The sequence below is a fragment of the Caballeronia sp. NCF2 genome, assembly GCF_023631205.1.
GTDB classification, from domain to species: domain Bacteria; phylum Pseudomonadota; class Gammaproteobacteria; order Burkholderiales; family Burkholderiaceae; genus Caballeronia; species Caballeronia zhejiangensis.
In genome coordinates, this window is the sequence record NZ_JALQDN010000072.1 from 52,648 (window position 1) to 67,669 (window position 15,022).

The window sequence follows — 15,022 nt, forward strand, 5'->3', positions numbered from 1 at the left end:
CGCGTTTCAAGCGCACGCTGTCGCGCGTCCTCCGCAAGAGCTGCGCATTCGATTTGAAAAAAGAAAGGCCGCGTGACAGATGTCCGCGGCCTTTCTTTCTTTAGCGGCGCCGCGCCTGATCTGATGATCGTCAGCGCCTTGACACCGAAACATCTCATCTAAGGGTTCATCCCGATCCCGAACAGCAAACTAAGCTTTGACAAATTCTGTATCTAATATCTAGTATATCACCAACATAACCGGCCCTCTGGGGGAGACAAATGGCAGACGTACTCGAGGCAAGAACACAGGAAGCCGCCGAAGTTCAGGCGCCGCAATTGACCGACGGTTTCCATCTCGTCATCGACGCGTTGAAGCTGAACGACATCGATACGATCTTCGGCCTCGTCGGGATTCCCATCACCGACCTCGCGCGCCTCGCTCAGGCCGAAGGCATGCGTTTCATCGGCTTTCGCCATGAGCAGCATGCGGGCAACGCAGCCGCGATCGCGGGCTACATGACGCAGAAGCCGGGCATCTGCCTGACGGTGTCGGCACCGGGCTTCCTGAACGGACTCACGGCGCTCGCCAACGCGACCACCAATTGCTTCCCGATGATCCTGATCAGCGGTTCGAGCGAGCGTGAAATCGTCGATCTGCAGCAGGGCGATTACGAAGAGATGGATCAGCTTAACGCGGCGAAGCCGTATGCGAAGGCCGCCTATCGCGTGCTGCATGCGGAGGACATCGGCATCGGCATCGCGCGTGCGATCCGCGCGGCCGTGTCGGGCCGTCCGGGCGGCGTGTATCTCGATCTGCCCGCCAAACTGCTGTCGCAGACGATGGACGCGCTCAAGGGCCAGCAATCGCTCATCAAGGTGGTCGATGCCGCGCCGCGTCAGTTGCCGTCGCCGGATTCGGTGAAGCGCGCGCTCGACGTCATCAAGGGTGCGAAGCGTCCGCTGATCCTGCTGGGCAAGGGCGCAGCGTATGCGCAGGCCGACGCGCAGATTCGCGAACTGGTGGAGAAGAGCGGCATCCCGTATCTGCCGATGTCGATGGCCAAGGGCCTGCTGCCGGACACGCATGCGCAATCGGCGTCGGCTGCGCGGTCGTTCGTGCTGCAGGAAGCGGACTGCGTCGTGCTGATCGGCGCGCGTCTGAACTGGCTGCTCGCGCATGGCAAGGGCAAGACGTGGGGCTCGGCGCCGAAGAAGTTCGTGCAGATCGATATCTCGCCGACCGAAATCGACAGCAATGTCGCGATCGCCGCACCGCTGATCGGCGACATCGGTTCGTGCGTGGCGGCGCTCGTCGAGGGCATCGGCGCGGATTTCCCGAAGCCGTCCGTCGAATGGACGGGCGCGATCAACGAGCGCAAGAACAAGAACCTGGAGAAGATGGCCGCGACGCTCGCGAAGAATCCGTCGCCGATGAACTTCCACAGCGCGCTGCGCGCCATTCGCGACGTGTTGAAGACGCGCCCGGACATCAACGTCGTCAACGAAGGCGCGAATACGCTCGACTATGCGCGCAGCATCATCGACATGTACGAGCCGCGCAAGCGCTTCGATTCCGGAACGTGGGGAATCATGGGCATCGGCATGGGCTTCTCGATCGGCGCCGCGGTGACGAGCGGCAAGCAGGTCGTCGCGATCGAAGGCGATAGCGCGTTCGGCTTCAGCGGCATGGAACTCGAAACCATCTGCCGATACGACTTGCCCGTCTGCACCATCGTGTTCAACAACAACGGCGTGTATCGCGGCACCGATGTGAATCCGACCGGCGGCAAGGACGTCGCGCCGACCGTGTTCGTGAAGAACGCACGCTACGACAAGATGATCGAGGCATTCGGCGGCATCGGCTACAACGCGACGACGCCCGAAGAGCTCACGCATGCGCTCGAAGAAGCGATCAAGTCGGGCAAGCCGACGCTCATCAACGCAGTGATCGACGAAACGGCCGGCACGGAGAGCGGTCGCCTGACGAATCTGAACCCGCAAAGCGCGGCATCGAAAAAGTAACCAAGACTAGCCACCCAGGAGAAATTCGTGAGCAAGAAACCACTCGAAGGCATCAAGATCATCGACTTCACGCACGTTCAGGCGGGTCCCGCATGCACGCAGATGCTGGCCTGGTTCGGCGCCGATGTCATCAAGGTCGAGCGTCCCGGTTCCGGCGACGTCACGCGTAACCAGCTGCGCGACATTCCGGATGCGGATGCGCTGTACTTCACGATGCTCAACAGCAACAAGCGCTCGTTGACGCTCGATACGAAGCAGCCCGAAGGCAAGGAAGTGCTCACGAAGCTCATCAAGGAATCGGACGTGCTGGTCGAGAATTTCGGGCCGGGCGCGCTGGACCGGATGGGCTTCTCCTGGGAGAACATCAGCAAGCTGAATCCGAAGATGATCGTGGCGTCCGTCAAGGGCTTCAGCGACGGCCATCACTACGACGATCTGAAGGTCTACGAAAACGTCGCGCAATGCGCGGGCGGCGCGGCATCGACGACGGGCTTCTGGGACGGCCCGCCGACCATCAGCGCGGCGGCGCTCGGCGACAGCAACACCGGCATGCACCTCGCGATCGGCATTCTCACGGCGATCATCGGCCGCCAGCAAACGGGCAAGGGACAGAAAGTCGCCGTGTCGATGCAGGACAGCGTGCTCAATCTGTGCCGCGTGAAGCTGCGCGATCAGCAGCGTCTCGATCGCGTAGGCTATCTCGAGGAATATCCGCAGTATCCGCACGGCACGTTCAGCGACGTCGTGCCGCGCGGCGGCAATGCGGGCGGCGGCGGTCAGCCGGGCTGGGTGCTCAAGTGCAAGGGCTGGGAAACCGATCCGAACGCCTACATCTACTTCACGATTCAGGGGCACGCATGGGCGCCGATCTGCCGCGCAATCGGCAAGGAGCAATGGATCGAGGACCCGGACTACATGACGGCCGAAGCGCGCCAGCCGCATATTTTCGATATCTTCGGCAAGATCGAAGAATGGCTCGCCGACAAGACCAAGTTCGAAGCGGTCGATATCCTGCGCAAGTTCGATATTCCGTGCGCGCCGGTGCTGACGATGAAGGAACTCGCGAACGATCCGTCGTTGCGTGCGAGCGGTTCCATCGTCGAGGTCGATCACAAGGTGCGCGGCAAATATCTCACGGTCGGCAGCCCGATCAAGTTCTCGGACCTGAAGCCGGAGATCACGGGCTCGCCGCTGCTCGGCGAACATACCGAAGAAGTGCTGCTCGAACTCGGCTATAGCAAGGAGCAGGTAGCGCAAATGAAGGAAGCGCGAGCTGTCTGACGCGCTTGAAAAGGTAACCGCTGCCGTCCACGAAAGCCCAAGACGGCAGCGGCCCTTCAGAAATCAGTCTCGATCGATACCCAAGCATGGACGACACAATGACCCCCACGATCGACTATGAACAACTCGTCAATGCGATCGGCGATGCCGTGATCGTTTCGGATGCGAGCGGCGCGATTACGCTATGGAATCCGGCGGCGCAACGCATGTTCGGCTTCACCCAGAGCGAAGCTTTGGGGCAGTCGCTCGATCTGATCATTCCGGAGCGCCTGCGCGGTCGTCATTGGGACGGCTATCACAAGACGATGGCGACCGGCGAGACGCGCTATGGGCACGATCTGCTCAAGGTTCCCGCCGTCGATAAGGACGGACGCGCGATGTCGATAGCGTTCACCGTCGCGCTGCTGCATTCGCCGCAAGGCGAGCTGACCGGTATCGTCGCGATCATCCGCGATGAAACGGCGCGGTTTCAGGAAGAGCGTGCGCTCCGCAAGCGTATCGCCGAACTGGAGGCGAAAGTCGACGCCTGATGATTCAGCGATTCAAAGTATAAAAAGCACCATAGAGATAACGGCTCGCGTCCGCGCAACAAAAGGCGCATGAACGCAGCTCAAGGACGAAGCGGCCACCCATCCCACCGGCCGCTTCGCTCGATGCCCGTATACGCGGCTGACCGACCAGACACTGACCATTATTCGTATCTCGCGCCAGCTTTCTCGCTGATGCGAGGTTTGGCATGCTCGCCAGCCGAATGCAGGCGCGCGCCACTGAAGAATTGAAACCGTCGATTGGGAATTTAGTCATGCCAATGATGATTGCTGTGCCACGGGAACGCTTTCCCGGGGAGCGTCGCGTCGCGTTGACGCCGGAAGTAGTCGGGCATCTGCTGAAGCTCGGATTTGAAGTGAGCGTCGAGGCCGGCGCGGGCGAGCTTGCCGCATTCTCCGACGATGCCTATCGCGCTGCGGGTGCGCGAATCGTGGAGAATGCGCCGTCGCTCTATGCGGACGCGCATATCGTCGTGAAAGTGCGTGCGCCTTCCATTGCGCCCGTGGGCGATGAAGTCGAGTTACTGCGCGAAGGATCGACGCTCATCAGTTTCATCTGGCCGGCGCAGAACGAAGCGTTGTTGACGCGCCTCTCTGCGCGCAACGTCACCGTGCTCGCGATGGACTGCGTGCCGCGCATCTCGCGCGCTCAAAAGCTCGATGCTTTGAGTTCGATGGCCAACATGGCGGGCTATCGCGCGGTCATCGAAGCGGCGCACCAGTTCGGCCGCGGCTTCATGGGACAGATCACGGCGGCGGGCAAGATCGCGCCCGCGAAAGTGATGGTGATCGGCGCGGGCGTCGCGGGACTGGCGGCGATCGGCGCGGCGCGCAGTCTCGGCGCGATTGTCCGTGCTTTCGATACGCGGCCCGAAGTGCGGCAGCAGGTGGAAAGCATGGGCGCCGAGTTTCTCGAACTGGACTACGTCGAGGACGGCAGCGGCAGCGGCGGCTACGCGAAAGAGATGAGCGCCGAATTCATCGCGGCTGAAATGGCGCTGTTCGCCGCGCAGGCAAAAGACGTCGACGTCATCGTGACGACCGCGCTGATTCCGGGCAAGCCCGCGCCGAAACTGATCACCGCCGACATGGTGCGCAGCATGCGCCAAGGCAGCGTGATCGTCGACATGGCGGCGGAGCAGGGCGGCAACTGCGAGCTGACGCGGCCGGGCGAGGCGGCATCGATCGAAGGCGTCACGATCGTCGGCTATACGGATCTGCCATCGCGCATGGCAACGCAATCGAGCCAGTTGTACGGCACCAATCTGCGGCATCTTCTGACCGATCTGACGCCGCAGAAGAACGGCGAAATCACGCTCGATACCGATGACGAAGTGATGCGCGGCGTCACCGTCGTGCTGCGCGGCGAGGTGAAATGGCCGCCGCCCAAGAAGCCGGAGCCCGCGATTGCGCCGCCCGCTGCCGCAAAGCCCGCTGCAACGATTGCCGTGACCATCGAACAGAAGCGTCGCGCGGGATGGATCGGCGTGGCCGGGCTCGTCATCGCGGCTGCGTTGCTTGCCGCGCTCGGCGCCGTTGCGCCGCCTGCGTTCGTCGCGCACTTCACGGTGTTCGTGCTGGCGATCTTCGTCGGCTTTCAGGTCGTGTGGAACGTGACGCCCGCCTTGCACACGCCGCTGATGAGCGTGACCAACGCGGTCAGCGGAATCATCGTGACGGGGGCGCTGCTGCAGGTCGGCACGCCGCATCATCTGGTCGCGATTCTCGCGGGCCTCGCGATCCTCGTCGCGACAATCAATATCGCTGGCGGCTTTCTCGTCACTCAACGCATGTTGAACATGTTCCAGCGCTAAGGAGATCGACATGCAAACTGGAATCGGAAGCATCGCCTATCTGGCGGCGAGTGTGCTGTTCATCCTGAGCCTGCGCGGGCTCAGTCATCCATCGACGGCGCGGCGCGGCAATCTCTATGGCGTCGCCGGCATGGCGATCGCGATCGTCACCACGCTCTGGCTCAACGGCGGGGAAGCGTTGCCGGCCGTCGCCGCGCTGATGGCGATCGGCATCGCGGGCGGCGCGATCCTCGCGCGGCGCGTCGAGATGACGCAAATGCCGCAACTCGTCGCGGCATTGCATAGCTTCGTGGGTCTCGCGGCCGTGCTGGTCGCCATTGCGAGCTACCTGTCGCCGGCAGCCGGCGCGGAATCGGACAGCGTGGCGCAGTCGGTCCACAACGTGGAGATCTATCTCGGCGTGTTCATCGGCGCGGTAACGTTCACGGGGTCCATCGCCGCGTTTCTGAAGTTGCAGGGCGTGGTAGGCGGCAAGCCGTTGCTGCTGCCGATGCGGCACACGCTGAATCTCGTCGGCGTGTTCGCGTGCATCGCGCTCGGCTATGTGTTCCTGACAGCGCCCGACGCCGATGTGGGCATCAGCTCGCTCTTGACGATGACCGTCATCGCCGCGCTGATCGGCGTGCATCTGGTGATGGCGATCGGCGGCGCGGACATGCCGGTGGTCGTGTCGATGCTGAACAGCTATTCGGGCTGGGCCGCCGCCGCGACGGGTTTCATGTTGAGCAACGATCTGCTGATCGTGACCGGCGCGCTGGTCGGGTCGAGCGGAGCGATTCTGAGCTACATCATGTGCCGCGCGATGAACCGCAAGTTCCTCTCCGTGATTCTCGGCGGATTCGGCACGGCGACCTCGACCGCTTCGAAGACGATCGAGGGTGAAGTCGCGCCGGTCACGGTCGATGAAGTCGGCTCGCTGCTGCGCGATGCGTCGGAAGTCGTCATCGTGCCCGGTTACGGCATGGCGGTCGCGCAGGCTCAGGCGACGATCAGCGAGATCACGAAGAAGCTGCGCAGCAAGGGCGTGAACGTGCGATTCGGCATTCATCCGGTGGCGGGCCGCTTGCCGGGGCACATGAACGTGCTGCTCGCGGAGGCGAAGGTGCCCTACGACATCGTCCTGGAGATGGACGAGATCAACGACGACTTTTCCAACACGGATGTCGTGCTGGTGATCGGCGCAAACGACATCGTGAATCCTGGCGCGCTGGAGGATCCGGGCAGTCCCATCGCCGGGATGCCCGTGCTCGAAGTGTGGAAGGCGCGCACCGTGGTCGTGTCCAAACGAAGCATGGCGGCAGGCTACGCCGGCGTCGACAATCCGCTCTTCTATAAGGAAAACACGCGGATGCTCTTCGGCGATGCGAAGGGCAGTGTCGATGCGTTGCTAAGTCATCTTGGCGCTTGAGATAGGGGTTTAAACGATGAAGATCTGTGTGTATGGCGCCGGAGCGATCGGTGCATATATGGGCGCGCAACTGGCGTCGGCGGGCGCGGACGTGAGCTTCGTTGCGCGTGGTCCGCATCTCGCGGCGATGCAGGAAAACGGTGTACGGCTGCAAATCGATGGCGGGGAACGTGTCGTCAAGGTCAGATGCGCGTCGGATCCGCGCGAGCTGGGTCTGCAAGACTACGTGATCATCGCGTTGAAAGCGCATTCCGTGCCGGGCGTCGTCGGCCAGATCCAGACTTTGCTCGGACCAGAGACGGCTATCGTCACGGCCGTCAACGGCATTCCGTACTGGTACTTCTACAAGCATGGCGGCGAGTTGGAAGGCTCCACGCTCGACAGCATCGATCCCGGCGCGAAGCAATGGAACGCGCTCGGACCGGAGCGTGCGATCGGTTGTGTCGTGTATCCGGCGGCGGAAGTCGTCGCGCCGGGCGTGATCCGCCATGTGTACGGCAAGAAGTTCCCCATCGGCGAACCGAATGGAGCGCGCAGCGAGCGCGTTCAGAAGCTGCATGAAATCATGAGCGCGGCGGATCTGGATGCGCCCATTCGCGAGCGTATTCGCGATGAAATCTGGCTGAAGCTCTGGGGCAACCTCTGCTTCAATCCGATCAGCGCATTGACTCATGCAACGCTCGATGTCATTACGAGCAATCCGGCCACGCGCGCCGTGTCGAAAGCGATGATGCTGGAGGCGAAAGCGATCGCGGATCGCTTCGACGTGCATTTCCGTGTCGATGTCGAAAGACGTATCGATGGTGCGGGTGCGGTCGGCGCGCACAAGACGTCGATGCTCCAGGATCTCGAGGCCAACCGGCCGATGGAAATCGATCCGCTCCTTACCGTTGTCCAGGAAATGGGGCGTCTCGTCGGGCAGGCGACACCGACGATCGATACGGTGCTCGCGCTCATCAAGCTGCGAGGACAGATGGCGGAGCCTTCGCTTCAATCGGCGGGACAATCGACGCCCGTGGCCGAGAAGTCTTCGCGGACGGGCCTGGCAGCAGTAGCCAGCGCGTAATTGCAGCGTAGCAACACGTCGGGCAGGCGTGCCCGGCGTTTCAAGGCGCGAGTGCGTTCGAGAATCGCGGGTCGCCGAGATACGCGACATTGAAGCGAAACCACGGCGAAACGATGTTCGCGTGCGCGGAAAAAATCGTCCCCGGCGCGAGGATCACGTGCTTGCCGAGCATCTCCTTCGCGAACGCTATCGAATCGTCGTGCGCGGGCAAACGCGCCCATAGATAAAGACTCTGATCGCTGACCTTGAAGATGGTCGCGCCAAGACGCGTCAACGCTTCGACGCCCGTCGCCGTCGCGCGTTTGAGGCGGTCCTGCAAGCGGTTCGTGTGACGCAGAAAGTGTCCGTCGCCGACGATCGCATCGAGCGTGCGCTCGCAGTATTCGCTGCTGCTTACGTGCGTGAGCATCTTCACGTCGGCGAGATCGCTGGCGAGATCGGCATCGCAGGCGAGAAAGCCCACGCGCAGCGCCGCCGACACCGACTTCGAAAAGCTGCCGATATAAATCGTGCGCCGCAATTGATCCAGCGCGCTGATGCGCGTCGCCGAGCGCGGCTTGAGATCGGCGAGGGCGTCGTTCTCGACGACGATCAGATCGTGCGCTTCCGCCAGTTGCAGAACGCGGTGCGCCTTCGCCGCGCTGATGTCCGTGGCGGTCGGATTGTGTCCGACCGATTGCGTGAAGAAGAGCCGCGGCCGATGCGTCTTGAGCCGCTCCTCCAGCGCCGCGATATCCGGCCCGTCGACCGCGCGCGGCACGCCGACGATATTCGCGCCCGACAGCTTCAGCTTGCCGAACAGCGCGTAATAGCCGGGATCGTCGACGAGCACGGTGTCGCCCGGGCGCACGAAGTAACGCACGACCATGTCCATCGCCTGATTCGCGCCGTGCGTGAGGACGATCTGTTGCGGCGCGGCTTCGATCTCATAGCCGGCGAGCTTTTGCTGCAGATGCTGACGCAAGGGCAGATAGCCGAAGCGGCTGCCGTAACGAAACAGCGACGCGACACCGGTTCGCACCACGCGCTGGTGGAAGTGATCGAGCCGCGTCTCTTCGAGCCATGCGACGGGCGGAAATCCCTCACCGAGATTGAGAAAGTCCGGCTTGCTCTGCAACTGTTCGCGCATGAGCCAGACCGAATCCATCGCGCGATCGAGCGTCGGCGCATCTTCGTCATGCTGCTGCGGCTTCGCCACGCTCGCGACGTAAAAGCCCGCGCCGCGTCGCGGCTCGATGAGACCGTTCGCCGTCAGCATGTCGAACGCGCTGATGACGGTGTTTTTTGCGCAGCCGTTCGCCTCAGCGTATTCCCTGATCGACGGGAGTTTGTCGCCCGCGCGCAGCACACCTTCGGTGATCTGTCTGGCGAGATTGTCCGCGAGTGTCGCAGACAGGCTGGGCTTCTCATGCCGCATCGTATCGACCTGTTCTGAAAATGATCCTGCTGTCATGGGTACAGCAAGGTCACTGTTTGTCGGAATTGTACCTTTGAAATGGGTACAGTCAGCCTATTATTCGCTCACCCGGTGCGTTGCTGCAAGCATCGAAAGCGAACACTCACGACACACATCCAGACAGAAGAGGAAGACACATGATCGATTCGAAGTTGCCGAACTTCCGCGCGATGTCGCCCGCGCAACGCCTCTCGCACATCGCGCAGGCAGCGGACCTCGACGACGCCGAGCACGCGCTCCTCGCGAAACCCGGCGCGCTGCCGCTCGAAACCGCGAACGGCATGATCGAAAACGTCGTCGGCACGTTCGAATTGCCGATGGCGGTGGCGGGCTACTTCCAGATCAACGGCCGCGACGTGCTGGTGCCGATGGCGGTCGAAGAGCCGTCGATCGTCGCCGCGGCGTCGTTCATGGCGAAGCTCTCGCGCGAGGCGGGCGGCTTTCGCACCTCCAGCACCGGGCCGTTGATGCGCGCGCAAGTGCAGATCGTCGGCGTGTCGGACCCGTATGGCGCGCGGCTTGCGATTCTCAAGCATCGCGACGAGCTGATCGAAATGGCGAACGCGCGCGACAAGGTGCTGATCGGTCTCGGCGGCGGCTGCCGCGACATCGAAGTGCACGTGTTTCCGGACACGCCGCGCGGCGCGATGATCGTCGCGCATCTGATCGTCGACGTGCGCGACGCAATGGGCGCGAACACCGTCAACACGATGGCCGAAACCGTCGCGGGCCGCATGGAGGAAATCACGGGCGGCAAGGTGCGTCTGCGCATCCTGTCGAATCTCGCGGATCTGCGCCTCGCGCGCGCGCAGGTTCGCTACAGTGCGGCCACGCTGCAAACGAAGGAATACGCGGGCGAGGACGTGATCGCCGGCGTCGTCGATGCGTATCTGTTCGCGGCGATCGATCCGTACCGCGCCGCCACGCACAACAAGGGCATCATGAACGGGATCGATCCGGTGATCGTCGCGACGGGCAACGACTGGCGCGCGGTCGAGGCGGGCGCGCACGCGTACGCGAGCCGCGGCGGGCGCTATACGTCGCTGACGACGTGGGAAGTGGCGAACGACGGCGACCTCGTCGGCACGATCGAAATGCCGATGCCCGTCGGACTCGTCGGCGGCGCGACGAAGACGCATCCGCTCGCGCGTCTCGCGTTGAAGATCATGAACGTGGGCTCGGCGCAGGAACTCGGCGAGATCGCCGTCGCGGTCGGTCTCGCGCAGAACATGGGCGCGTTGCGTGCGCTCTCGACCGAGGGCATCCAGCGCGGCCACATGGCGCTGCACGCGCGCAACATCGCGCTGGCAGCGGGCGCGAGTGGCACGGATATCGACTGGGTCGTGAAGAAGATGGTCGCCGCGCGCAACGTGAGCGTCGATTACGGCATGAGTCTTCTGCAAGGGCCGCGCGATGAATGAGCTGCCGAAGCGCGTACGCATCGTCGAAGTCGGTCCGCGCGATGGCTTGCAGAACGAGCCGTCGCCCGTATCGGCCGATGTGAAGGCCGAACTCATCGAGCGCCTGATCGATGCGGGCGTGCGCTATGTCGAAGCGGCCTCGTTCGTATCGCCGAAATGGGTGCCGCAAATGGCCGATGGCGCGCACGTGCTCGAACGCGTGCGCGACAAGGCGCGCGCCACGCACACGACGCTCGCCGCGCTCGTGCCGAACATGAAGGGCCTCGACGCCGCGCTCGCATCGCATGTCGATGAAATCGCGGTCTTCGCGGCGGCATCCGAATCGTTCTCGCAGAAGAACATCAACTGTTCGATCGACGAAAGCATCGCGCGCTTCGAACCGGTGATCGCGGCGGCGCGCGAGGCGAACGTACGCATTCGCGGCTATGTATCCTGCGTGCTCGGATGCCCGTTCGAAGGCGAGATTGCGCCGCAAGCCGTCGCGCGCGTCGCAAGGAAGCTCTTCGACATGGGCTGCTACGAGATCAGTCTCGGCGATACCATCGGCGCGGGCACGCCGCGAAAAACCCAGGCGATGCTCGACGCGTGCATCGAACACATTCCCGTCGATGCGCTCGCCGGTCACTTCCACGATACGTGGGGCATGGCCGCCGCGAACGTGCACGCGGCGCTGCAACGCGGCGTCGCGGTGTTCGATGGCTCGGTATCGGGCATCGGCGGATGTCCGTATTCGCCGGGCGCGACGGGCAACGCCGCAACGGAGGACATCGTCTATTTGTGCGAGGGCATGGGCATCGAGACGGGCATCGATCTGAACGGACTTGTGCAAGCGGGCGCGTTCATTTCGACGGCATTGAAGCGCGAAACGTCATCGCGCGTGGCGCGCGCACTCGAGGCCAAGCGTCAGCGACAAGAAAAGCAGTGCATCTGATCACTCCATTCAAGGAGGAGACATGGAACAGCAACTCGCCGCGCACGAGCGCGGCCGGGCGCTCTCGCAAAGCGCCGAAACGACGGAGTATCAGCTCGTCGAAATATGGGGCGATACCGTCGATACGCGGCATCTCGCGTGGTCGGTCGTGCTCGGCATCGCGATCAGCTACGGCGCGTTCGCCATCGCGAATCGCGTGCTCGCCGCTTATGTGCCCGATGCCGCGATGGCCCGCGCTTACGCGATGCTCGTCGGCCTCGCCGGATGCCTGATCGCGGGCGCGGTCTGCGCGAAGCTCTTCAAGCCGAAGCGCGAAGTGGTCGAGGAAGCGCACGGCGCGGCGGGCCGCGAGGAAGTGCTGAAGCAGCTCGCGAACGAAGCGGGCGGACTCGGTCGCGTCGCGGACCTGCCGCCTTCGGTCGTCGCGGAAATGAAGGAGCTCGGTTTGTACGAGCTTTTCGCCGAATATGAACAACGCGATGAACAACGCGAAGGAGCGCGCTGATGGAACCGTTCGTCACTCAACTGCTCGTCGCGCTCGGCATGGGACTCATCGGCGCGATCGTGTTCTCCGGCATCGGCCTCATTTCGGGCACCGATGAAACCACGACGCTCGCGCCGCTCACCTTGCTCGTCGTGCTGCTCGGCGTGCCGCCCGTCGGCGTATTTTCCTTCTTCATGGCGGGCGCGGTGTCGAAGCACATGACGCACGCGATTCCGACCGCCTTGCTCGGCATTCCCGGCGACACGCTCGCCACGCCCCTGCTGCAACAGGCGACGATGCTGCGCAACCTCGGCGTGCCGCATATCGCCCTGCGCAAGATGATCTCGGGCGCGATCGTCGCGGCGTTCGTCGCCGTGCCGCTCGCGGTGCTGTTCGCCGTGCTGCTCGCGCCGTTCGGGCCGGTCATCACGAAGGCCGCGCCGTGGGTGTTTCTCGCGGCATCGGTCGCCATTGCGTTCTTTTCGTCGGGACGATGGGCTTCGGTGTTTCTGCTCGTGCCGTTCGTGCTGGTGATCGTCGGTCTTCAGGCGCTCACGGGCAAATACGGCGTGAAGCTCTCGGTGAGCTACTTCCTCGGCATCGCGATCGGGCCGCTCATCGCCGATCTGTTCTCGATACTCTCGCCCGCCGATCGCGCCCGCATGCGCCGCGAACGCGTCCGCACGTTCTCGCTCGCGCCCGACGTGAAGGGCTGGAGCGGCTACTTCCCCAATCCGATGAAAGTGCTCGACGGCCAGCAACGGGGCTGGGTCGCGGCCACCGCGGCGATATCGAGCGCGACATTCGTGTTCAGCCCGGTCGCGATGACGGTCGTGCTCGGCGAACTCGTCGGCTCGCGTGTGAAGCATGCGTATCATCGCCTGACGACGGTGATCTCCGCGCGCAACGGCGTGACCGAAGCGACTTACATCGCCGAAGCGCTGATTCCGCTGATCGCGTTCGGTCTGCCGCTGAGTCCTGTCGCGGCGGGACCGGCCGCGCCGCTATTCAACGCACCGCCGCGCTTTTTCGTCGATACGGCGACGGGCCACATCAACAATCTGCATACGTTGATGACGACGTGGCAGTTCCTCGGCTTCGGCTTGCTCGCGGTCGTGCTCGCGGCGCTCGTCGCGTATCCGCTGTCGATGAACTACGCGCATCGCGCGGCGTCGTTCGTCGCGAGGAAGCTGAGTCACGAGGCGATCATCGCGACGTTCGTCGGTCTGATCGTCGTAATCAGCGTGTGGGAAGGGCAACTGCTCGGTCTGCTCGTGATTCTGAGCGTGGGCTTGCTCGGCGGATTGCTGTCGCGCAACTTCGGCTTCAATACCGGCGTGCAGTTCATGGGCTATTACACGGCGGTGTTGAGCGTGCCGGCTTTGACGAAGGCCTTTGGCGCGTGACGCGGTGCGCGCTGCGTTTCGTTATCCGACCGGCGGCAACCGGTCGGACGCCGCCGATCGAGGGCGCAAAGGCGACCGCTCACTGTCGGCGCGGATGTTCGAGAAAGAATCGCAGCATTTCGGCACTGGCGTCGGGGCCGGACGGATCGGTATAGCTTCCGCTTGACGAGCCACCGGACCACGCATGCGGCGCGCCGTGGATGATCCAGAGTTCTGCATCCACCCCGGCTTGCGACGTCATGTGCCGGACCGTATGTTTGCGCGCCCGGCCGTCACCGCTCGACGCGCGGGCGGGTGTCGCTTCGCTCGCAGAAAACTCGCGTACCAGTTCGTTGGCGTTCGAAGGATGCACGGTAGCATCGGCATCGCCGTGAAAGACGATCAGCGGGCATTGCGACGCCTGCGCGTGATGAATGTCCGCCCGGCCGGCTTTGCGCGCCTTGGATCGGGCCTTGCCACCGCGCATGGCCGCCAGCGCCGATGGCAAGTCGTGCGCGCATCCCACGGGCAGGCCCGAGTGAATGCCTGCTGCCGCGTAAAGGTCGGGATAGGTTTGCGCCACGATCGCCGCCATTGCGCCGCCGGCCGAAAGCCCTGCAACGAAGACGCGTTTCGGATCGACGTCGTGATCGGCCATCACCTCTCGCGTGATGCCCGCGATCAGCGACGGCTCGCCGTGGTCGCGCTGCTGGTCGCCGTGCCTGAACCAGTTCCAGCATTTCGACGTATTCGCGTTCTGCGGCTGGATCGGATAAGCGACGATAAAGCCGTGCGTTTCGGCGAGCGCGTTCATCCGCGTGCCGGATGCGAAGTCGTCGGCGTCCTGAGTGCAGCCGTGCAGCATGACGATCAGCGGTAAAGGATCGCGACGTGAATGAGCGGGAACGTAGACCTTGTAATCGCGTTGACCGGCGGCGCCGACATAACGACGCGTGCTGAAGTGCCCGCGATCCTGCACGTCCGGATCGGTCCGCGTCTTGCCGGCGTGGCGCCGGGGTTGCAAGAGATCGGCGAATCGCGCGGTCGTCGTGTCGTCCTGCGGGTTAGGGTGCGCGGTTGCCGTGTCCGTCCGTTCGCCGCGCATGGCGCGTTTGACGATTTCCGCGGCCGCGGCGGGATCGTTGCTGCGAAAGAGCGCGAATGCCTCTTTCATCGAGTCCAAAAAACCTTCGTTGAGTTTCATGTTTATTCCGTTAGCGGGAAG

The 15,022-nt window shown here is 63.4% G+C and carries 12 protein-coding genes; 10 read left to right on the top strand and 2 right to left on the bottom strand.

Annotated features, from left to right (window positions below):
• The first annotated feature begins 260 nt into the window (after window positions 1–260).
• The 6 genes from oxc (at window position 261) to NCS02_RS28955 (ending at window position 8,120) form a co-directional block, all read left to right on the top strand.
• The gene (oxc, locus tag NCS02_RS28930; protein ID WP_175980183.1) at window positions 261–2,003 is read left to right on the top strand and encodes an oxalyl-CoA decarboxylase; all 1,743 of its coding nucleotides are present in this window, start codon (window positions 261–263) and stop codon (window positions 2,001–2,003) included.
• A 27-nt stretch (window positions 2,004–2,030) separates the two neighbouring features.
• On the top strand, window positions 2,031–3,284 hold the full coding sequence (gene frc / locus NCS02_RS28935; protein WP_008346490.1) for a formyl-CoA transferase: 1,254 nt from the start codon (window positions 2,031–2,033) through the stop codon (window positions 3,282–3,284).
• Between the two features lie 98 nt (window positions 3,285–3,382).
• Window positions 3,383–3,814: a PAS domain-containing protein gene (locus tag NCS02_RS28940; protein WP_250520284.1), complete on the top strand. Its 432-nt coding sequence runs from the start codon at window positions 3,383–3,385 to the stop codon at window positions 3,812–3,814.
• A 272-nt stretch (window positions 3,815–4,086) separates the two neighbouring features.
• Window positions 4,087–5,646: a Re/Si-specific NAD(P)(+) transhydrogenase subunit alpha gene (locus tag NCS02_RS28945; RefSeq protein ID WP_175980182.1), complete on the top strand. Its 1,560-nt coding sequence runs from the start codon at window positions 4,087–4,089 to the stop codon at window positions 5,644–5,646.
• 10 nt (window positions 5,647–5,656) lie between these two features.
• Window positions 5,657–7,054 carry a Re/Si-specific NAD(P)(+) transhydrogenase subunit beta gene (gene pntB, locus NCS02_RS28950; protein WP_250520285.1) on the top strand — a complete coding sequence of 466 codons (1,398 nt, stop codon included), beginning with the start codon at window positions 5,657–5,659 and terminating at the stop codon, window positions 7,052–7,054.
• Window positions 7,055–7,070: 16 nt separating this feature from the next.
• Window positions 7,071–8,120 (top strand): 2-dehydropantoate 2-reductase, encoded by a 1,050-nt coding sequence (locus NCS02_RS28955; protein ID WP_250520286.1) that lies wholly within the window; start codon window positions 7,071–7,073, stop codon window positions 8,118–8,120.
• Between the two features lie 40 nt (window positions 8,121–8,160).
• Here the strand turns inward: NCS02_RS28955 and NCS02_RS28960 are convergent, their stop codons facing one another.
• Window positions 8,161–9,537, bottom strand: a complete 1,377-nt coding sequence (locus NCS02_RS28960) for an aminotransferase-like domain-containing protein (protein WP_175980356.1) — start codon at window positions 9,535–9,537, stop codon at window positions 8,161–8,163.
• Between the two features lie 176 nt (window positions 9,538–9,713).
• Here NCS02_RS28960 and NCS02_RS28965 point away from each other — a divergent pair, with 176 nt between their 5' ends.
• From NCS02_RS28965 to NCS02_RS28980, 4 genes are read left to right on the top strand one after another with little or no spacing between them, the layout of a single operon-like run.
• Entirely contained in the window at window positions 9,714–10,997 is a 1,284-nt protein-coding gene (locus NCS02_RS28965) for a hydroxymethylglutaryl-CoA reductase, degradative (protein ID WP_008346501.1), read from the top strand.
• Window positions 10,990–11,928 carry a hydroxymethylglutaryl-CoA lyase gene (locus tag NCS02_RS28970; protein ID WP_250457031.1) on the top strand — a complete coding sequence of 313 codons (939 nt, stop codon included), beginning with the start codon at window positions 10,990–10,992 and terminating at the stop codon, window positions 11,926–11,928. The genes NCS02_RS28965 and NCS02_RS28970 overlap by 8 nt, the downstream gene beginning before the upstream one ends.
• A gap of 22 nt (window positions 11,929–11,950) precedes the next feature.
• On the top strand, window positions 11,951–12,433 hold the full coding sequence (locus NCS02_RS28975; RefSeq protein WP_250437640.1) for a hypothetical protein: 483 nt from the start codon (window positions 11,951–11,953) through the stop codon (window positions 12,431–12,433).
• Window positions 12,433–13,818 (top strand): tripartite tricarboxylate transporter permease, encoded by a 1,386-nt coding sequence (locus NCS02_RS28980; RefSeq protein ID WP_061133369.1) that lies wholly within the window; start codon window positions 12,433–12,435, stop codon window positions 13,816–13,818. Before NCS02_RS28975 ends, NCS02_RS28980 begins: the two co-directional genes overlap by 1 nt.
• Window positions 13,819–13,897: 79 nt before the next feature.
• Here NCS02_RS28980 and NCS02_RS28985 read toward each other — a convergent pair whose 3' ends face one another.
• Entirely contained in the window at window positions 13,898–15,001 is a 1,104-nt protein-coding gene (locus tag NCS02_RS28985; protein ID WP_250441408.1) for an extracellular catalytic domain type 1 short-chain-length polyhydroxyalkanoate depolymerase, read from the bottom strand.
• Window positions 15,002–15,022 lie beyond the last annotated feature (21 nt).